The following is a 20,900-nucleotide window of genomic DNA, read 5'->3' as shown; positions in this document are numbered from 1 at the left end:
GGCTTTTACTCCCCATTAAAAATCTTGTATCTATCAGATGTAATCTTCATTCAGCCAGTTACGAAGCAGAGTTGCGGCTGCTTCGGGATTCTCATCCACAAACTTCTCGATAAGCCTCTTGGTCTCTGATCCCGTATCCATCTCAATATCCTGAAGAGTCTCCTCAGGCTGTGATTCCAAAAGCTGCTCCACGGATAAGGGTTCCGGTTCCGGCTCCTCCACCTGCTTCTTGCTGGTCCACATGCTTCTGATAATGATAAAGGCAAGAAGTCCGAGAATAACCAGAATAAGAAGGATCTGAAGCACATCCGTAACAGTGATATTGGATCCGCTTCTGTCGAAATAAACATACTCGGTATATGCAGCCATAGCTACATTTGCAGCATCAATACCTGTAGCCTTTGAAACTACATTGATCATATCCTCGGGAACATCCATGGCAACAGGCTGATTATTTGCAAGCTTGTAATCGTCCCATGTCATATTGTCATGGTCCGCAGCCTTGTATTCCTCTTCCTTCATGATCACGTAGTTAATGGCTGTAACCGAAATGGAAGAATCCTTATAAACTATCGCACCGGGAACACTGGTCTCTGTAACTATCTTCTCGTTGGGAAGATAATCCCTTGATTCCTCGGTTATAGTTGATGTCGAATTGTTGTTGTCGATGGTAACATAACTGGTCTCATCATCAGCATTGGAATCCGTACCGGGAATTCCGCTTACGCCGCTGACGTTCTCTGCACTGTAGAGGTCTTCATGGCTCAAAACGCCCTGTGTCTGATCTTCTGCAGGAGTATAATGATGTTCAACGGTTTCCTTGTTGGAGAAATCCAGAACCAGATTGCTGGCAACCTCTATGTCATCATAGAGCTTGGTTCCAAGAAGTACTTTCTTAACCTCAGTCTTAACAAGCTGCTCTGCCTTGGCTTTGGCTGAAAGCTGGGATGACGCCAGACCTGCAGTTGTTGAATCTTCTCCTCCGGAAAAGAGCATGTTACTTGCCGAGTCGAGAATGACAATATCATCGGTATTGTCATTGCCGATGGCTGTAGCCACGCCTCTTGCAAGAAATGCCGCATTTTCTTCATCAAACTTGCTGTCTTCCTTAAGTGTCAGAACTATCCATGCGCTTGAAGGCTCCTGATTGCCGATAAGCGTTCCGTCATTATCGGGAATATGGAGCTGGACATTGGCACTTTCTATTGCATCAAACCGGGCCAGGAAATCCTGTTCCAGCCGGCTCTCCAGGTACAATACGTATTTCTTTTGTTTGTCAGATTCCGTTGTTGAAAAACTTCCGTCTGTTACGTTATCGATGCTGTAAGCGTAGGACTGAATGTCATTTGCTCCCAGCAAAAGACTGGCTGAGCCCTGCTCCTTCTTCAATACCCTGAATTCAAGACCGTTATCCGACATCTTGTATTTGACGGCATTGGCATCAAGAAGGTCCCTTATTTCCGAGGCCTCCTTAGTGGAGTTGGCTGTAGCCAATAAAACATACTGCGGTTGATTTAAGACGGATACCAGAATAACTATTGTGAGAACCACAACAGTCGCGGCACCGATGATCAAGGTCTTCTGCCTTGCTGTGAATTGATTCCACCAATCGAGAATCCTCTGCCGAATTGCTTGTAATCTCTCAGGCATTTATTCTCCCTCCCCAATTTATAAAAATGAACTGTATAAGCGATATTCGCAAAACTCCGCTTCGCTGTCGTTTTGCTGCGGACATTCGAATTCCGCACTATCGTGCTCCATTCTCATGTCCGTTCGGTCTTCAAATACATATAACCACATGTGCAAGCACATGGTTATATGTATTTGAATCCCTATATCGCTTAAATCTGCATCTGAGTCAGCTCTCTGTAGGCTGCCATCGCACGATCTCTGATGGCCACTGTGTACTGCAGTGTAGTTGACGCCTTCTGAAGCGCGATCGAAAGATCGTGGGTGTTATCTGTCTGTCCAAGCGCCCACTTGATCTCTTCATTCTCTGCATCAGAAAGATAAGCATTGGTGGTATTGATATTGTCCACCACTGACTGAAATATGCTCTTAAAGGACTCATCATTTCCCTCCTGATTATCCTTAAGAACATTGTAAACGCGGCTGTTAGTCTTCTCCGCATTCCTTATCACATCTGAAGTTACATTTCTGAGCTGAGAAATATCAACTGATGCCATTTAAGTCCCTCCAAAAAGTCCCTGTGAAAAAGATATTGCTAAAACCCCGTTATGTTCCGCCCTGTCCAAGTTCAAGTCCCCGTGAAGCTAAATTCTTGCTTGCATTAAAGGCGGTAGCATTAGCCTCATAGGACCTGCTGGCATCTATGAGGTTGGTCATCTCAGTGACCGTATTAACATTGGGATATGTTACATAGCCGTTAGCATCCGCATCGGGATGTGACGGATCATATACAATATTCATCTGAGTCCAGGTGTCATCCTGAACGCTGGATACCTTAACGCCTCGGCCTGAATAATGATCAAGCCTCTCGTTAAGTATCCTTGAGAAAGGTGTCTGCGAACCCTTCTCAGTAAAGGTTACAACCTTGCGGACATACGGCTTACCGTCTCCGGTCCTTGTTGTATTGGCATTGGCAATATTCTCGGAGATTATATCCATTCTGAATCTCTGAGCGGTCATACCGGATGAATTGATATTAAAGGAATCAAATATGCTCATGACGCACCTCCTTTATCAGGACTTCATAACCATGGACAGATTTGAAAATTCACTCTTCAATCCGTTCATAAGTCCCTGATACTTGAGCTGATTGGCTGCCAACATAACATTTTCGGTCTCAATATCCACATTATTCTTGTCGCTTCTGTAGGAAAAGCCGGGATAATCATTGACAACACGGGCTTCTAAATGCTTGGTCTTAAGATCTGCAACTTTTTTGTCCATGGTCTTATACCTGGAGTGTCCAAGAGCTCTCTCCAGTTCATCCTCAAAGTTCAGATCTTCTCTCTTGTAGCCGGGGGTATCAACGTTGGCAATATTATTGGCAAGTATCTCATTCCTGGTCCAGGATGCATCAGCAGCCTTGTCCAGAACGTTGATGTAATCAAAGACGTTGCTGTTTATCATTGCCGGTTCCTCCTTTCCTACCTAATGCAGGATATAATCCTTGCATCATATTAATAATATGATTATTTTACCGAAAATACAAGCAAAATATACTTTATGTTGTACCCTTTGAAATAATAAAACACAAAATCTATGATAAAAACAAAGAAAGGGACTTATCCTCTGATAAATCCCTTCATCGTTATATCCATCCATGCCATGTGATATTCTACATGGTATTTATCGGCAGTTTACATTTCCTGCTTTAGTTTTTTGATCTCGTCAAAGACCACGTCGTTGGTGACCTTGATATAAGTTCCCTTCATTCCTGAGGATCTTGATTCTATAACACCTGCACTTTCAAATTTTCTTAATGCATTTACGATTACGCTTCGTGTAATGCCAACCCTGTCCGCAATCTTGCTGGCTACAAGTACACCCTCCATTCCGTCAAGCTCATCAAAAATGTGAATGATAGCCTGCATCTCGGAAAATGAAAGTGTACCGATGGCTGATCTTACAACCGCCAGCTTTCTGTTCTCTTCGGCATTCTCTTCGTTAACTGCTCTTAGCATTTCCAGTCCCACAACAGTGGTTCCGTACTCGCAAAGAATAATGTCATCAATATCGTAAGGCTTATCTGTCTTGTAGATGAAAAGAGTTCCCAGCCTCTCCCCGGCTATCTCGATGGGAGTTATGATCGCCTGAAACTTCGAGCTGTCTATTCCTTCAAAACCAAGGGTCTCAAGATTAACGTTCTCTTTGGTTGACAGGATTGTCAGAAGTCTCTCATTAAGCATAGGGTCGATAAAAGAACCTACGTTATCCACCAGAAGATCACTTAAGGATTCCACATTAGCGCTCTCTCCGATACCGAGAACCTTACCTTTTTTGCTTATGACAAACATATTTGAGGATAGAATATCACACAGGACACGGCATATGTCGTTAAAAACCACCTTTCCCGAGTTGCTGTTGTGTAATAGCTTGCCGATCTTTCGAGTCTTATCCAGTAGCTGTACACTACTCATCAGATTTCTCCTTTGTATGGTATTTCCCCAAATTGCATAGTAATGATATACGATAAAGCGTATATATTATTACTACGCTATTTGTATCATAACATAAAAAAATAGGCGCTTCAAACCGTAAAGCGCCTACAATTATGAAAAAAAGGTTAAGTTTTCAGAAATCTTTTATTTATTGTTTTCCTTGATATATCCGCATTCCGAGTTGCCGCATACAAGTTTGTTGCTCTTTGCATACATTACGCCGCCGCACTTGGGACATTTCTCCTTGGCCGGTTTCTGCCAGGACATAAAGTCACAGTTGGGATTATCAATACATCCGTAGAATATACGTCCTTTCTTGGTTCTCTTAAGGACAATATCCTTGCCGCACTTAGGACACTCAACACCTATCTTCTGGAAATAAGGCTTGGTGTTCTTGCACTCAGGGAATCCGGGACAAGCAAGGAACTTACCGAAGGGACCATACTTGATCACCATATTTCTTCCGCAGTTGTCACAGATCTCATCAGTGACCTCGTCCTCAAACTGTACAGCCTCGAGCTGCTCTTCCGCAGCTTTAACTGCCTTATCCAGATCCGGATAGAAATTCTCAATTACGGTCTTCCACTTTACATCGCCCTCTGCTATTCCATCCAGAAGAGCTTCCATGTTGGAAGTAAAGTTAACATCAACAATCTGAGGGAATGCCTCAACCATCATCTTGTTAACAGCCTGGCCAAGCTCTGTGATATAAAGGCTCTTGTTCTCCTTGGTAATATAGTGTCTTGCCATGATTATGGAGATTGTAGGAGCATAGGTACTGGGTCTTCCGATTCCGAGAGCCTCAAGGTCATGAACCAGAGATGCCTCTGTATAATGAGGTGCAGGCTGTGTGAAATGCTGCGCGGAATCGAAGGACTCAAACTTAAGGGTTGTACCTGTCTCTATGCTCTTGGCAAGTACATTCTTCTCAATCTGATCCTCGTCGTCGGTATAGACATTAAGGAATCCGTCAAATACAGTCTTTGAAGCAGACACAGTGAATCTGTGCTTACCTGCATCGATCTTAACGGCTGTTGTCTCATATTTTGCTGCAGCCATACGGCTTGCCATAAATCTTCTCCAGATCAGCTGGTAGAGTCTGAACTGATCTCTTGTAAGGTAATCCTTGACCTTAACGGGAGTATGATCCACATAGGTGGGTCTTATTGCCTCATGGGCATCCTGAATCTTGGTCTCGCTCTTCTTGGCTGTAGCACCTTCTGCAAGATACTTCTCTCCGAAGTTGGAGGTGATGTAATCATTGGCAGCTGCAACAGCTTCATCCGAAACTCTGGTGGAATCGGTACGAAGATATGTAATAAGACCGACTGTTCCCTCTTTGCCAAGCTCAATTCCTTCATAGAGCTGCTGAGCAATTCTCATGGTCTTCTGAGTCGCAAAATTAAGGGACTTGGAAGCTTCCTGCTGAAGTGTTGATGTGGTAAAAGGAAGAGGTGCCTTCTTGGTTCTCTCGCCCTTCTTTACATCACTTACAGTGTACTTGGCTCCCTTAAGATCCTTGCATATAGCATCAAGTTCCTCTTTGGAACTGATATCCTTCTTGTCATTGCCCTCTCCGTAATAGTGGGCAACAAGAGGTTTCTTCTCTCCTGTCACTCCAAGATTAACATCAAGAGTCCAGTATTCTGTAGGGATAAATGAATCAATCTCTTCTTCTCTGTCAGCTATGATCCTCAGAGCCACAGACTGTACTCTTCCGGCGGAAAGTCCGCGCTTAACCTTAGACCAGAGAATAGGGGAAATCTCATATCCCACCATTCTGTCAAGAACACGTCTTGCCTGCTGGGCGTCAACCAGGTTCATATCAATATCCCTGGGATGCTTCATAGCCTCTTTAACAGCATTCTTTGTGATCTCGTTAAAGGTAACTCTTTGAACCTTGCCATCAGCTTCATCCAGCTTAAGTGCAGAACAAAGATGCCAGCTTATAGCTTCTCCTTCGCGGTCCGGGTCGGTTGCGAGGTAGACTTTATCAGCTTTCTTGACCTGCCTTCTAAGCTCGGCAAGTACGTCTCCCTTTCCCCTTATAGTTATATACTTAGGTTCATAGTCGTGCTCGATATCAATACCCATTGTGCTCCTGGGAAGATCTCTTACATGTCCGTTGCTGGCAGCAACTTCATATCCTGATCCCAGAAACTTCTTGATAGCCTTCACCTTTGTCGGTGACTCAACTATGAGCAGTGCATTCTTTTTTGCCTTAGTATCTTTCTTTGTTGCCATTATTCTCTAGTAATTCCCTTCGAAGTAATCTTAATGAGTTACTTTCATATTAATAAACATTTTTAAAGATTAAGTCAAGTGTTCTATCGAACACTTGACTTAATCTTGTTAGACTTATTGCTTATTAAATTATTTCTTAAGCCATGCCGTCTCTTTAGGAGTCTTCTTTACGAAAGGTCTTGCAAGAGCCTGCTTAGCGCCGTTAGGAAGGATAAATTTGAGCTTATCCTCAGCCTTTCTCATGGTTGAGCAATCAGGGTTATCCCTTGTAAGCTTGATGGCATCGAATTCGCAGCGAGTTGTGCAAAGTCCGCAGCCTACACACTTATTGGGATCAACGATTGAGGCACCGCAGCCAAGGCAGCGGGATGTCTCTTTCTTGATCTGCTCTTCTGTAAGAAGCTGCTTGGTATCACGGAATGTAAGCTTGCCGTCTGCGCTCTTTCCGTCAGCAGGAACCTGACGTCCAACATGATCGTAATCTCTGATAAGAATGTCATCCTTATCAAGCTCGATGAAGAAGTTAGGATCACGACCGATGGTAAGTGATGAGTGAGGCTGTACAAATCTGTGGATAGATTCAGCGCCCTCTCTACCGCAGGCAATAGCATCAATGGCAAATCTGGGACCGTAGAACATATCTCCGCCAACGAAAATGTCCTTAACTGTAGTCTGGAATGTAACGCTGTCAGCTACAGGAGCGGGTCCTCTGAACTCTACATTCTCATCCTTAAGAAGGTCGCCCCAGATTGTGGCCTGACCAACTGAAAGGATTACATTGCTGCAGGCAATCTCCATGGTCTCGTTCTCATCGTACTTGGGATCAAACTTGCCTTCTGCATTCTTGACCTGTGTGCACTTCTTGAATACGATTCCCTTAACCTTGCCGTTCTCTGTGAGGATCTCTTTAGGTCCCCAGCCGCCCTTGAACTCGATTCCTTCGGACTCAGCGATCTCAATCTCCTCAGGAAGAGCAGGCATGATATCACGAGTCTCAAGAGAAACCTGTGTGATCTTGGGTGAACCGCAGCGGATAGCTGTACGGCTTACATCGATAGCTACGTTACCGCCACCGATAACTACTGTATCTCCTGAAAGCTTGTAGCTCTCATCATCAATAACAGCATGAAGGATATCTACGCCCTTGATAACGCCCTCAGCGTCCTCTCCGGGAACATTTACGCCTCTGCCGCCCTGGCAGCCGATAGCGATGTAGAATGCCTTATAACCCTCTTCACGAAGCTGTTTAAGAGTGATATCCTTACCAACTTCAACTCCGAGGCGGATGTCTACACCAAGTTCGCGAAGAACATCTACTTCAGCCTCGATAATGTTCTTCTCCATTACGAAGGAAGGAATACCGTAGGTAACCATTCCGCCGGGCTTCTTGTTCTTGTCGAACAATGTAGGCTTGTAGCCCTTAAGTGCCAGATAGTAAGCACAGGAAATACCTGCAGGGCCTGCACCGATAATAGCTACCTTCTCATCAAAGCCTGCACCGATCTTAGGAATAACCTTCTTGGGGATATAACGTGTATCCGCATTAAGATCGCGCATAGCTACGAATTTCTTGATCTCATCGATGGCAAGAGCCTGATCGATTGTGCCTCTTGTACAAGCATCCTCACAGCGTCTGTTACATACATGTCCGCATACAGCAGGAAGAGGATTATACTTCTTGATAAGAGCAAGAGCCTCGTCATATCTGCCTTGAGAAGCCATCTTGATATATCCCTGAACAGGAAGGTGTGCAGGGCAGGCTGTCTTACAAGGAGATGTTCCTGTCTTGTGAGTGTTTATACGATTTATATCACGGTAATCCTCGGTCCACATATCTGTTGACCACTTCTGCTCTGTGGGAAGAGGCATCTTAGGATAAACAACCTCGCTTCCGTCCTTCTTGCAGAGCTTCTGTCCAAGTGTAGCTGCACCGGCAGGACAAACCTCAACGCATCGTCCGCAGGCTACGCAGTTATCCTTGTCAACATGTGCAACATAGGATGAACGTGACATATTAGGTGTATTGAAAAGCTGAGATGTACGAAGAGCGTAACATACGTTTACGTTACAGTTACAAATAGCGAATATCTTCTTGTCTCCGTCGATGTTAGTGATCTGATGAACAAATCCGTTATCCTCAGCCTGCTTGAAGATAGCAAGAGCTTCTTCCTTGGTGATGTAACGGCCATCCTTCTGGGTCTCAACAACGTAATCAGCCATATCGCCCACAGCGATGCACCAGCCCTCAGGATCATCTGCACAGCCCTGATCGAAGGTCTTTCTTGATCTTCTGCAGGAGCAGGGAGATGCTGCATATTTGCCCTCATAGTAATCCAGCCAGTATGAGATCTTCTCGATACCGATGGCTGTATTCTCCATCTCGATAGCCTTCTCTACAGGGATTACGTGCATTCCGACACCGGAACCACCCATTGGTACCATATGTGTCAGTCCCTCAAGAGGAATACGTGTCATTCTCTCAAAGAATGCGCCTCCCTCAGGATGTGCTGCAAGAACCTTGCCGTTCATGTTTGAGAACTCGGCAGATCCGGGAACGAACATGGGAAGTACATACTGCTTCTCATGCTTCTCATTCTCATAATTCCACTCGATGATGCCGTTGTAGGCCATCTCATCAAGCTGCTTCTGAAGCTCCTCAGCTGTATACTCAGGGCAAAGTGCCTTGATCTGCTCAAAAGTCTTGGGTTTACGCTTCTCAAGCTTAAGCCCGATCTCGCACTGCTCATCTGTTACAAGGTGATAGATTCCCCAGTACTCAGGGCTCTCCTTGGTGATCTTCTGAAGTCCGAGTTTGATCTCTTTTCTGTCTGTGATAACCTTGGCAAGCTTAGCCAGGGGCTCTCTGAAAGGAGCATTCAAATCAACTGTATCAGGGATGATGCCTGCTCTGGGGTCTTTCTTGTTACGATTGGGATCCAATGAATAGGGAGTCATCAGATCCTTCATGTCAAATTGGCTTTTGTCCATAATCTCCTTACCCTTTCTCTTTTTTGACAAAAATCTTTATTATGTGGCCGCTATTTCTTTTATCAAAAACTCATTTCCCTTAACGAGATATGTATGTCCGCTTCCACATTTGGGACATATCTTGCCGTATGTCACCGTTTCATACTCGCTCTTGCAGTCCTCGCAGAAGGTCACAGCAGGAAGGGTCTCAATGATAAGTTCAGCCCCCTTCATAAGTTCTGTTCTGTCAGCCGCCCATTTCCATGCGTCGGTCAAAAGAGACGGAACCACCCCCGACACTTCTCCAAGCTGCAAGGTTACCGAGTGAATTTTCGTAAGTTCGTTTTCTTTTCCAAGTTCTGTCAGATCGTCAATAACGTGGAAAACAACTCCAAGTTCGTGCATATTATTACCTTATTATCTAAAAATTTCCGGGTTTTATAAGTCTTCTGCAAAAATGCCGCGCGATATCAGAAGGACAAAGATAAACTTCCCCTTGTTTATCGCACGGCATCTCCATTCTCAAGCCTGTACTGATTTACTTAAGAGCTTCCTCTATGTTCTCTGAAAGCCAGGCAGCCCATTCCTCTATTCCTTCACCGGTCTTGGCGCAGATAGGAATTATCTTTGCCTTGGGGTTACGGGAAAGGATGTATTCCCTGCACTTATCCATATCAAAGTCAAAGTAAGGAATAACATCTATCTTGTTGATAAGGACCACATCGCAGATGGAGAACATGAGCGGATACTTAAGGGGTTTGTCATGCCCCTCGGGAACCGAGAGTATCATGGCGTTCTTGGTACTGCCGGTATCAAACTCAGCAGGACAAACAAGATTTCCCACATTCTCAAGTATGGCAAAGTCCACATCCTCAACACCAAGCTCTCTGATGCCCTGTCTTGTCATATCCGCATCAAGATGACACATTCCGCCGGTATGAAGCTGAATGGCTTTAACTCCTGTCTCTGCAATAGTCTTAGCATCAACATCGGAATCAATATCAGCTTCCATAACGCCTATACGGTACTTGTCCTTAAGAGCCTCAATGGTTCTTGTAAGGGTTGTGGTCTTGCCTGACCCGGGTGATGACATAAGATTCAAAAGAAAAGTCTTAGAATCCTTAAGCTCCTGTCTGAGCTTGTCTGCATCCCTGTCGTTGCTCTCAAATATGCTTCTCTTAACTTCTATTACTCTAATGTTATCCATTATGCCTCAGCACGCTCCATAGCAAGATCGAAATCCTTTGTTCCAACGAATACTTCGTTTGCATAAGGGTTCTTGCCAAGCTTAATTGATCTCTTGATGATCTCAGTCATGCATACTACATTGATTGCGATAGCAAGTATAGCAACTACACCCTGAGCTGTAGGATTAGCTGTGATGCCCATGCTCTCGATGATCTGTCCTGCCTGAGCAGTCTTGCCTGCACCTGAGTTGTAAAGCTCGATAGCCTTTGCGTAAAGATCCATTGTTGTGATTCCGTTAGCTGTTGCTCCGCCGTAAACTGAAGGAAGAGCTGCTGCAAATCTTGAGCTAAGCTGGAATGCAGGAACAACCTGTGCCCACATGCACCAGATTGCAAGTGTGTTAGCACGGTTCTGGATCCATGCACCCTTGTTCCAGAATGCGTTAGCAAATGTAGGAGCAAGAAGAAGTGCAACACCGCAGTACCATGAATGTGTAGGAAGGTTGAGGTATGTGTACTCGAAGTTCCATACATCGTATGCAAGGATGAACCAGATGGTCATATCAGGCCAAAGCATATCTGCGTGGTTCTTGTCCTTTGATGTGTAAAGATGGATACATCCTGTCATGCAGAAGATATTGATAAGTCCTGCAAGAGCGTTAACAACGTTCCACCATCCACCATAGATGAATACACCCTCATTGGATGCCCACCATGCACCTGAAAGGTTTCCTGTGATTGAGAAAGCTGCAAGAGCTGACTCCATATCGGAAACGTTAGCGATCATGATGTTAGCTGCAACGATGAACCAGGGGAACCACTTGAACCATTTCTCTTTGCCGATGCCCCATTTATACTTGATCATCATGAAGCCTACGCAGCCGATATCAGCAGCATAAAGTTTGAAATAATGGAACCATCCGTCCATGAAAGCAACGGTAGGATTAGCTTTGCCACCGAACATGCCAACATGAGCAAGAATGAAATAAACTGTGAGGATGCAAGGGATTACTACGAATACAAGCATTCCGCCTGCCTTGGTCCGACGACCGATCTCATTCATGAGAATGAGTCCCACAAACACCAGTACCCAGCCGATCAACTGCATTGATGCGTGATCACTGTAAAGTTGGAATAACATAATAAACCTCCTTTGGTATCACTTTATTTTTGTGCGCAATACCGTATATTATTCTTTATTATAGCATATTGCACAATGTTGCGCAATATTGCTTAATAAACATTTGGTAAAAACGGGGCACCAATCATAAAAAATCAGTTTCCTTATGTAAAAAATTTATTTGCCACTCTCAAAAGCAAACGCCTTAATAATATAATCCAGTCCGGGGAAAATGACAATATATTTTTTGTGAAAATTATGTCTTTTAGAGAAACAGCTTTCTCTTCCTTTCGATCATCTCCTCTATATTGTCCATATAGAGCTTCACATCCTTGACATTGTCGCAGCGCTCTATCCTTCCGCCTTCATTATAGACTCTCTTTGTTACGGTTCCTGCACCCAGTGCTACAATAGACTGAACCTCTTCATTTATAAGGATGTTATAGATACCTGCTTTTCCCGGTCTTGCGTAGCCGGTGTTTTCGAAATTACCGCTGATGTTCTTCTGCCTGTAGAGATAATATGGCTCAAGCCCCATTTCTTTTGCTCCCCTTTGGGCTATCTCCATCATCTCTTCTGTATTGTTCATGGATTCGAGCATTGTGACTTTAAGTTCGCCCTTAAGCTCCCGTTCTCTTATGGCCTCAAAGAGCCTTGATCCTCTCTTGATTGCAAGGGAATGAACCGTAAGATCATCCGGCAAAAGCTTTTTTATCTCATCAATGGTATGCTGAACGTCCTCTGAGCCTTCTCCGGGAAGCCCCAGGATTATATCCATGTTGATATTGTCAAAGCCCTCTTCCCTGGCCATTTTAAAGGCGTCAATAAGCTGAGCTACCGTGTGCTGTCTTCCTATTATCCTAAGGGTCTCATCACTCATGGTCTGAGGATTTACGGATATTCTGGTAACCCCCATCTCTTTCATTGCCTTAAGCTTTTCCCTTGTGATTGAATCAGGTCTTCCGGACTCAACAGTAAACTCTTTTACTCTGGACATATCAAGCTTGTCCTTCATATATCCGATAAGGCGCCTTATCTGATCAGGTTCAAGGGTTGTAGGTGTTCCTCCGCCGATATATACGGTATCAAGAGTCTTTCCCGCAAAGGCCTGCGCCACATAATCAATCTCTTTTTCAAGGCAGGAAATATAATCGTCCACAAGATGCCTGAAAGATACTATGGGATAAGATGTGAAGGAACAGTAAAGACAGGTGGTGGGGCAAAAAGGAATACCCAGATACAGACTGTAGCCGTTCTCATAGTCGATGTCCTTAATGATCTCCTTTTCACGGCGGGCGATGTCTATGGCAAGGGCAGTCTTTTCGTCGCTGACCAGATATGTATCCTTCATATATGCCGCGATCTTATCATCGCTCATGCCCTCATCTATAAGATTCATGGCAATTCTGGTGGGACGAATGCCTGTTAAGTCTCCCCAGGGCAGAACTTTTCCGGTTTTTTCAGACAGCATCCTGTATATGTCTTTTTTCAGGTCGTTCTTGGATTTGTTTACATCAATAAAGGATATTTCATCCTGTGCTGAAATATCCTTCTCTTTATCCGGGTTGTCACCCTGCTCCCCTATAAGGACTCTTACTTCATCCTGAGGATAAAAGGCCTTAAAAAGGGAATGGATGTCATATTGATACTTATCTTCTTTAATATAGATTATCTGCATATGATTACATGATAAAAGGATTGTATTCCTTTTCGTGTCCTATGGTTGTAAGTTCTCCGTGTCCGGGATAAACGATCGTATCATCGGGAAGAACAAATAGTTTTTCTTTGACGGAATTCACCAGTTCCCTTGTGGAACTTGTAGGGAAATCGGTTCTTCCGACAGATTCCTCAAACAGTGTATCACCACTGATGAGTATACCGGCTTTTTCGATATAATAGCAGCAGCCTCCAGAGGTATGGCCGGGAGTAGCAAGAACCTTAAAGTCAATTCCGGCAACAGTCACAACTTCGCCGTCCCTGTATGTTTCATCGGGAACCACTTTCCAGTGCCAGCCGTAGTCGTTGGAAAGATTAAGATATGGATCATTGCAAAGAGCCTGCTCCTTCTCATAGCAGCCAACCTTTGCTCCGGAGAGTTTCTTAAGCGCCTCAACGCCGCCTATATGGTCAAAATGCCCGTGGGTCAGAAGGATCTTATCAACCACTATATTCTTCTCAGAAAGAGCCTCGTATATCCTCTCTCCCTTATCTGCAGGGTCAAAAAAGGCAGCGTGAAACCTGCCCTCTTCATCAGTGGCGCTCTCATCAAAGACAAAGTAGCAATTTGTAGCTACCATGCCCAGTGTGAACATGCCGACTTTGATAGTGGAATCTCCCATTAACCTGTCGTCCTCTCAATATCTATTACGCTGTCGATCTGTCTGATCTTATCAACGATGTCCCTAAGCTGGTCTCTTGATGAAACCTGGAAGGAAGTCTCCATGGTGGCAAGTCCCTGTTTGCTGGTCCTTGTGTTCATGGAAATGATATCGATATCCTTCTCGGTAAGGGCTCTTGAAACATCAGCCAGAAGGCCGCTTCTGTTGTTGGCGAAGATTTTGATGGTTGCAGCATATTTACCGCCGCCCTGGGCAGAATCGCTCTGCCATCTTGCCTCAATAAGCCTTGTTCTGTCTTCCTCCTGCATCTTGATAACGTTGATGCAGTCTCTTCTGTGTATGGATACACCTCTGCCCCTAGTAACAAAGCCGCAGATATCATCACCGGGAACCGGGTTGCAGCACTTGGAGAATCTTACTGCAACGTCGTGCACTCCCTTTACGATAATGGCATTATCCGAGCCTGAAACCTGAGGGGTAACATTGGATTCCGCAACAGCTGCAAGAACCTCTTCATCAGTAATGTTGCGCTTGTGATCCTTGTCAGAGAGTTCCAGTATCTTATTGATTATCTGGCCTTCTTTAAGTCCGCCGTGTCCAACTGCCGCCAATACGGCATCCCATTCCCGGAATCCGTACTTCTTGGTGACGAGATTCTGGAATTCCGGCTTGGCTATGGCAAAATAATCAAGTCCCTTACTCTTGCAATACTCTATAAGTAGTTCCTTGCCCTTGGTAATATTCTCTTCCTTGAGCTCATGTCTGAACCACTGATTGATCTTGTTCTTGGTTGATGTGGATCTTGCTATAGAGAGCCAGTCACGGCTGGGACCCTTGGAATTCTGGCTGGTCACAACCTCAATTCTGTCACCGTTCTGGATCTTGTAATCGATGGGAACCAGTTTGCCGTTGACCTTGGCGCCAATCATCTTGTTACCTACAGCACTGTGAATGCTGTAAGCAAAATCAATAGGTGTCGAGCCTGCAGGAAGATTCTTAACTTCACCCGTGGGAGTAAAGCAATATACATCCTCGGAAAAGAGATTGAGATCACTCTTAAGAAGACTCATGAATTCCTGGTTGTCAGACAGATCCTGTTGCCATTCGAGGATCTGACGAAGCCAGATGAGCTTCTCCTCTTCACCGTTTTCTGCCTTCTTGCCGTCTGAAGCCTCTTTGTATTTCCAGTGAGCTGCGATACCGTATTCAGCAGCTCTGTGCATATCATAAGTTCTTATCTGGATTTCGAAGGGCTGGCCCGTCTGACCGATAAGAGTGGTATGCAAAGACTGATACATGTTTGGCTTGGGCATTGCGATATAATCCTTGAACCTTCCCGGTATGGGTTTATAGAGTTCATGGATAACACCAAGCGCTGCATAGCAGTCCTTGACTGTTGATACAATGATCCTTATGGCAAAAAGATCGTAGATCTGATCCAGCGTCTTGTTCTGGTTACGCATCTTCTTATAAATACTGAAGAAGTGCTTAACCCTACCGTTTACTTCTCCCTTAATTCCTGCGGCCTCTATGTTCTTCCGAACATTCTCGCAGATCTCCTCAACATAGCGTTCTCTCTCGCTCTTTCTTACGGCAACCTTCTCAGCCAGATCCCTGTAAACATCGGGTTTAAGATATTTAAGGGAAAGATCGTCAAGTTCTACCTTGATCCTGCTGATACCGAGCCTGCCTGCAATGGGTGAGTAAATATCAAGGGTTTCCTGGGCTATCCTCTGTTGTTTCTCAGGAGGCATATGCCCAAGGGTTCTCATATTGTGAAGTCTGTCGGCCAGTTTGATAAGGATTACCCTTATATCCTTGGCCATTGCAAGGAACATCTTACGCAGGTTTGCAGCCTGCATGTCGATCTGTTCCTGGGTTTTATTGGTGTTGTCCGTGGTAAGCTGCAGTGCCGTCAATTTGGTAACACCGTCAACCAGAAGGGCTACGTCTGCACCGAACCACTTTTCAATCTCTTCTTTGGTACAGATGGTGTCTTCAACGACATCATGAAGAAGCCCTGCTGCAATGGTCTCTTTGTCCATTTCCAAATCAGCAAGGATTATTGACACGCAAAGAGGGTGAATGATATAAGGTTCACCTGATTTTCGCGTCTGCCCCTCGTGAGCTTCATAAGCCTGATTGTAAGCCTTCTCTATAAGAGTGATATCATCGGAAGGGTGATATTTTCTCACTCTCTGAATAAGACCGTTGTATAGCTTATCAGGAGACTGAAACTCCTCGATGGCTTCAATTTTTCCGTCATCGAAGTTCTGTGCCATCAATTATTTACCTTCATAACTAAGTGCCGCGTCTAATCTGTATTTACTTAGTCTCTCACGTCCCTTAAGACCTTTAAGCTCCATGAGAACGAGGATACCTGCAACTTCTCCGCCAAGCATCTCTACAAGCTTGATCATAGCCTCAATGGTTCCGCCTGTAGCCATAAGGTCATCTACAAGAAGTACCTTCTGTCCGGGTTTAATGGAATCCTTGTGAAGCTCAAGTGTAGCCTGACCATATTCAAGGTCATAGGATACTTCTACTGTCTCGCAGGGGAGTTTACCCTTCTTACGGACAGGAACAAGTGCCTTTCCTCTGTTGTATGCGATGGGTGCACTGAAAATGAATCCTCTGGACTCAGCTCCGAGTACCACATCAAAATCGAGATCCTTGATAAGGTCCTGCATCTTGTCAATTGCAAGCTTGAATCCATCGGGATCCTGAAGCACTGACGTAATATCCCTGAACATAATGCCGGGTTCCGGGAAATCAGGAATGGTTCTCACGTAATCTTGTAGTTCTTTCATACTAATTCCTCTCTGCGCTGTCCGATTTTCAGACCTTAGCGCTATAACAAATACTTTGACATTTTATTATAACACAAAAGAGATGCCGTATAAAAGCATCTCTTTCAAAAAAATCGAGCTGGAAAAGGGACTTGAACCCTCGACCTACTGATTACGAATCAGTTGCGCTACCGACTGCGCTATTCCAGCATAAAGGGCACATGACCTATTATAATGTGCCCTTTTTTAATTTACAACATGAAATTTATTTATTTTTTCTTAGGTGTTGTCTTCTTTGCAGCAGGCTTTGAGGCTGTTTTAGCTGTTGCCGTTTTCTTTTTTGCAGGAGCCTTTTCTGCCTCTTTCTTGGCAGGAGCCTTCTTAGCCGCAGTCTTTCCGGAAGGCGCTGCAGGAGCCTTTGCAGCAGGATTGCTGTTCCTTGCGATACTCTTTATCGCCTCCTCAGAGACAATGCTGAATATCCTCTCCTCCTCTATCTTGGCATATTTCTCCTCGATAGCCTTTTCCTGCTCCATGAGCTCATTCTCATATTTAAGCTTCAGTTCCTTGAGAAGTCTTTCCTCCTCCTCAGACTGTTTCTGCTTAAGAGCTTCAAGCTTCTCCTGTCTCTCCTGCTCTTTCTTCAGCTCTTCCTCTTCTTTGATGGCACGGATCTTCTTCTCCTGCTCAGTATAAGGGGTATAGCTAAAGATTGCCAGTGAAACGGGAGCCATCTTGATGGCAATTGAGTAGTCTCTTCCGTCAACCTCTTTTCTTCTGGCTTCCATTCTGCCTTCATTGAGAATGCCGGTTCCGCCGTAGCTGATATGATCGGAGTTAAATACTTCATTATATCTTCCGTCAGCGGGAACACCTATCTCTAAGTCTCTCTCAACGCCGGCCATATTGGCAACGACCAGAAGCATGTCCTTCTCATTGTCGGTCTTGCGCACGAATGAAAGCATGCAATCATCTGAAGGAAGGACATTGATCCATTCAAAACCACCTTCATTGTTATCAAACATGTGAAGCGCCGGCTTTTTGAAGTAGAGGTCATTGAGATTCTTTATCATGTTCTCAACAAATACTGACTGATCTACGGTAAGTGCATCGGGATCCATGTAAAGGTGCTTTCTTCCGGGATGTACCATCATAAATCCAATGGCCAGGCGAAGGTTTGCCATCTTCTGTGCGGAATCACCGGGCATCAGATAATAGAGTCCCTCAAGGCCTTTTTCGAAGTCCTCATGGGTGAAGGCCAGAATAAATCTCTCGGTATAGCTGTAAATAAGGCTGAATGTAACCTCGTCGTGATGGCCGGACCTGAAAAGAGGGTCATTTTCCATATAGTTAAGGAAGTCTCTGGACCATCCGTTGTTCCACTTGTAATCAAAGCCGAGTCCGCCATCCTCGGTATCATCGGTAACATGAGGCCAGCAGGCTGTTTCCTTTGTAACAAGAAGTACACCGGGAGTATTCTTGTGAAGAACAGAGGTAAACTGCTTAAGGAACTCAAGAGCCTCAAGGTTTTCATTACCTCCGTAAATGTTCGGAAGCCACTCTCCGGGCTTTCTGTCGTAATCAAGATAAAGGATCCTTGATATATCCGATGTTCTGATACCGTCCAGATGGAAGGTCTCTATCCAGTAAAGTGCACAGGAAATCAGGTAATTGGTAACTTCTTTTCTTCCGTAATCAAAGATAAGATCGCCGGATCTTGGATGAATACCGATTCTGGGATCGGCATATTCATACAAGGGCTTTCCATCAAAGTCGCTAAGGCCGCATGAGGACTTAGGGAAGAAAGTAGGAACCCAGTCAAGGATGACCCTGATATTGTTCTCGTGCATGGTATTGACGAAATGCATAAGTCCCGTTCTGCCGCCGCAGACATCATCAAGAGCAAAGTAATTGAGTGTATGGAAGAAGTGTCCGGGGAGATGCTTCATCAAAGGCATAAGATCAATGGTGTCAAAGCCGTGATTCTTAACATACTCAAGAACATCGGCCGTTATCTCCTCCATGGTGCTCTTGCCGTCATGTCTTCCGGCAAAGGACTCCAGTGAAATCTCGCAGATAGAAAGGGGTGCTTCATCCTTATCGAATTTGGCCCTCTCTCCCAGCCACTTTTCATCAGTCCACTTGATGGAATCCACCTTATCGATAACGGAGATCATACCGTTCTCACCCCTTGATGATGTTGCGTAAGGGTCAGGACGCTTAAAGAGCAGTCCGCTTCTTGTCTTTATCTCAAACTGATATCCATCTCCCTCCAAAGCACCGGGAATAAATATTTCGAAAACGCCGATGGGGTCAAGCCTGTGCATCTGACAGATTCTTCCGTCCCATCCGTTAAAATCGCCTATAACGCTGACTCTTGCAGCAGAGGGTGCCCATACCGCAAAATTGGTTCCCTTTATGCCGCCTCTGGTCATAGGGTGCGCGCCAAGTTTCTCATAGATATGAAAATGAATGCCGCTGCCCAGTTTTATGAAATCCTCTCTGTCCATAAGAGGTCCGAAAGCATAGGGATCATCGACCTTTTTCTCATTGCCGTCGGCATCGGTTATAACAAAGTGGTACTTGAGCTTGTCCACATAAGGAACGATAACAGCATAGAATCCTGCCTCATCGGCAAGTTCCATATCATAGCTCTTCTTGGAGTTTTCTATATATACCTTCATGTTAGCTGCATCAGGGTAAAAAGCCTGGATAAGACAGCTTGATCCAACCTTGTGGGCTCCTAAGATTCTGTGGGGATTGTCACCGTCAGAATAGATAATCTCTTCTATCTCCGGCCAGTTCATCATTTTGTAAAGCTTATTATTCATTGGGATCCTCCCTTGATAATATTAGTCAGATATCTCTTACAGTTTACCACAAATAGGGTGTATAAATAACCCGCTGAGTAGTTTTGGTTCAAACCAGGTGGATTTCGGAGGCATGAGTTTTCCGGCATCGGCAACCGCAAAGAGCTCACCTATGGATGTGGGATACATGGAAAAAGCTATCTCCATGTCCTCATTGCAGCGTTTTTCAAGCTCTCCAAGCCCTCTTATTCCACCAACAAAATCGATCCTCTTATCGCTTCTTGGATCTCCTATTCCAAGCATGGGAGAAAGGACCTCATTCTGAAGTATAGATACATCAAGTCCCTCAACGGGATCATCCTTCATGATATCCTCATGAGCCTTAAGCCTGTACCACTTTTTCTCGAGGAAAAGCCCGAACTCTCCCTTGGCAGCAGGCTTTACAGCCGCATCCTCATTTTTAATGTCGAACTTTTCGGACAATTTATCAAGAAACTCACCGGCAGTCATCCCGTTTAGATCCTTAACAAGGCGGTTGTAATCCATGATCATAAGCTGTGAATCAGGGAAAAGAACCGACAAAAAGTAGTCATATTCCTGCTTGCCGCGAACCTTTCCTTCATCCTCTTTTCTTTTCCGAAGGCCAACCTTCACCGCAGAAGCGCATCTGTGGTGCCCATCGGCAATGTATATTTCATTTATCCCGGCAAAAGACCTGCTGATCATGTTGTTCTCTTCTTCATCCTCCATGACCCAGACACGGCTCCTGACACCATCCTCGGATACAAAATCGTAAACGGGTGTATCCATCTCTTTTACCCGGTCAACGATCTGGCTTATGATGTCATTTTCTCTGTAGCACAGGAAAATAGGGCCGGTCTGAGCTTTGCAGTTGTACACATGCTCGATCCTGTCCTTCTCCTTGTCCTCTCTTGTGTTCTCGTGCTTTTTGATCACGTTGTTAAGATAGTCATCAATGGATGAGAGAGCCACAATTCCTGTCTGAACGCGACCGTCCATGGTCTGCTCGTAGATGTAATAGCAGTTTTCTTCATCCCGGATGAAGTCTTTTTTCTCTATTCTTTCCCACAAAACCTCTCCGGCTTTGGCGTAAACTTCGGGAGCGTACATGTCCTGATCTTCAGGGAAAAAAGTCTCCGGCCTGTCGATGGAAAGAAATGAATCCGGATTCTTTTTTACAGCTTCTGCCGCTTCCTTCCTGTTAAAAACGTCATAGGGCAGGGAGGCGATCAACTCTTCTTTGCCCTTTGCGGGTCTATATGCTTTAAAAGGCCTTATATCTGCCATTTGTGTTTC

Annotated in this window: 16 protein-coding genes and 1 tRNA gene; all 17 read right to left on the bottom strand. The window is 44.8% G+C overall.

Going from position 1 to position 20,900, the window contains the following annotated elements; translation table 11 throughout:
* Window positions 1-33: 33 nt before the first annotated feature.
* The 17 genes from fliF to T456_RS0102080 all read right to left on the bottom strand — a co-directional run bounded on the left by fliF (window position 34) and on the right by T456_RS0102080 (window position 20,891).
* Window positions 34-1,650: a flagellar basal-body MS-ring/collar protein FliF gene (fliF, locus tag T456_RS0102160; RefSeq protein ID WP_024864712.1), complete on the bottom strand. Its 1,617-nt coding sequence runs from the start codon at window positions 1,648-1,650 to the stop codon at window positions 34-36.
* 191 nt (window positions 1,651-1,841) lie between these two features.
* A complete protein-coding gene (locus tag T456_RS0102155) occupies window positions 1,842-2,186 on the bottom strand; it encodes a flagellar hook-basal body complex protein FliE (protein WP_024864711.1) in 345 nt (114 codons plus the stop codon).
* Between the two features lie 49 nt (window positions 2,187-2,235).
* A complete protein-coding gene (flgC, locus tag T456_RS0102150) occupies window positions 2,236-2,688 on the bottom strand; it encodes a flagellar basal body rod protein FlgC (protein ID WP_024864710.1) in 453 nt (150 codons plus the stop codon).
* Between the two features lie 15 nt (window positions 2,689-2,703).
* Window positions 2,704-3,096, bottom strand: coding sequence for a flagellar basal body rod protein FlgB (flgB, locus tag T456_RS0102145; protein ID WP_024864709.1), 393 nt, complete (start codon window positions 3,094-3,096; stop codon window positions 2,704-2,706).
* 230 nt (window positions 3,097-3,326) lie between these two features.
* On the bottom strand, window positions 3,327-4,106 hold the full coding sequence (codY, locus tag T456_RS0102140; RefSeq protein ID WP_024864708.1) for a GTP-sensing pleiotropic transcriptional regulator CodY: 780 nt from the start codon (window positions 4,104-4,106) through the stop codon (window positions 3,327-3,329).
* A gap of 165 nt (window positions 4,107-4,271) precedes the next feature.
* Window positions 4,272-6,371 carry a type I DNA topoisomerase gene (gene topA, locus T456_RS18960; protein WP_051464946.1) on the bottom strand — a complete coding sequence of 700 codons (2,100 nt, stop codon included), beginning with the start codon at window positions 6,369-6,371 and terminating at the stop codon, window positions 4,272-4,274.
* 129 nt (window positions 6,372-6,500) lie between these two features.
* Window positions 6,501-9,359: an FAD-dependent oxidoreductase gene (locus T456_RS0102130; RefSeq protein WP_024864707.1), complete on the bottom strand. Its 2,859-nt coding sequence runs from the start codon at window positions 9,357-9,359 to the stop codon at window positions 6,501-6,503.
* Window positions 9,360-9,398: 39 nt separating this feature from the next.
* On the bottom strand, window positions 9,399-9,743 hold the full coding sequence (locus T456_RS0102125) for a hydrogenase maturation nickel metallochaperone HypA (protein ID WP_024864706.1): 345 nt from the start codon (window positions 9,741-9,743) through the stop codon (window positions 9,399-9,401).
* Window positions 9,744-9,876: 133 nt separating this feature from the next.
* Window positions 9,877-10,545, bottom strand: coding sequence for a hydrogenase nickel incorporation protein HypB (gene hypB / locus T456_RS0102120; RefSeq protein WP_024864705.1), 669 nt, complete (start codon window positions 10,543-10,545; stop codon window positions 9,877-9,879).
* Window positions 10,545-11,666 carry a DUF5692 family protein gene (locus T456_RS0102115; RefSeq protein WP_024864704.1) on the bottom strand — a complete coding sequence of 374 codons (1,122 nt, stop codon included), beginning with the start codon at window positions 11,664-11,666 and terminating at the stop codon, window positions 10,545-10,547. Before T456_RS0102115 ends, hypB begins: the two co-directional genes overlap by 1 nt.
* A 244-nt stretch (window positions 11,667-11,910) precedes the next feature.
* Complete coding sequence (gene hemZ / locus T456_RS0102110) at window positions 11,911-13,323, bottom strand: coproporphyrinogen dehydrogenase HemZ (RefSeq protein WP_024864703.1); 1,413 nt, start codon at window positions 13,321-13,323, stop codon at window positions 11,911-11,913.
* Between the two features lie 4 nt (window positions 13,324-13,327).
* Window positions 13,328-13,984 (bottom strand): MBL fold metallo-hydrolase, encoded by a 657-nt coding sequence (locus tag T456_RS0102105; RefSeq protein WP_024864702.1) that lies wholly within the window; start codon window positions 13,982-13,984, stop codon window positions 13,328-13,330.
* Window positions 13,984-16,266, bottom strand: a complete 2,283-nt coding sequence (locus T456_RS0102100) for a RelA/SpoT family protein (protein ID WP_035801072.1) — start codon at window positions 16,264-16,266, stop codon at window positions 13,984-13,986. Before T456_RS0102100 ends, T456_RS0102105 begins: the two co-directional genes overlap by 1 nt.
* A 3-nt stretch (window positions 16,267-16,269) precedes the next feature.
* Window positions 16,270-16,794 (bottom strand): adenine phosphoribosyltransferase, encoded by a 525-nt coding sequence (locus tag T456_RS0102095; protein WP_024864700.1) that lies wholly within the window; start codon window positions 16,792-16,794, stop codon window positions 16,270-16,272.
* A 116-nt stretch (window positions 16,795-16,910) separates the two neighbouring features.
* Window positions 16,911-16,983, bottom strand: a tRNA-Thr gene (locus T456_RS0102090).
* 59 nt (window positions 16,984-17,042) lie between these two features.
* A complete protein-coding gene (gene glgB, locus T456_RS0102085; RefSeq protein WP_024864699.1) occupies window positions 17,043-19,604 on the bottom strand; it encodes a 1,4-alpha-glucan branching protein GlgB in 2,562 nt (853 codons plus the stop codon).
* Between the two features lie 36 nt (window positions 19,605-19,640).
* Window positions 19,641-20,891 (bottom strand): DUF1015 domain-containing protein, encoded by a 1,251-nt coding sequence (locus tag T456_RS0102080; RefSeq protein WP_024864698.1) that lies wholly within the window; start codon window positions 20,889-20,891, stop codon window positions 19,641-19,643.
* Window positions 20,892-20,900 lie beyond the last annotated feature (9 nt).

This window comes from Butyrivibrio sp. FCS014, from assembly GCF_000526935.1.
GTDB lineage: Bacteria > Bacillota > Clostridia > Lachnospirales > Lachnospiraceae > Butyrivibrio.
This window is presented reverse-complemented; position numbering and strand designations above follow the sequence as displayed.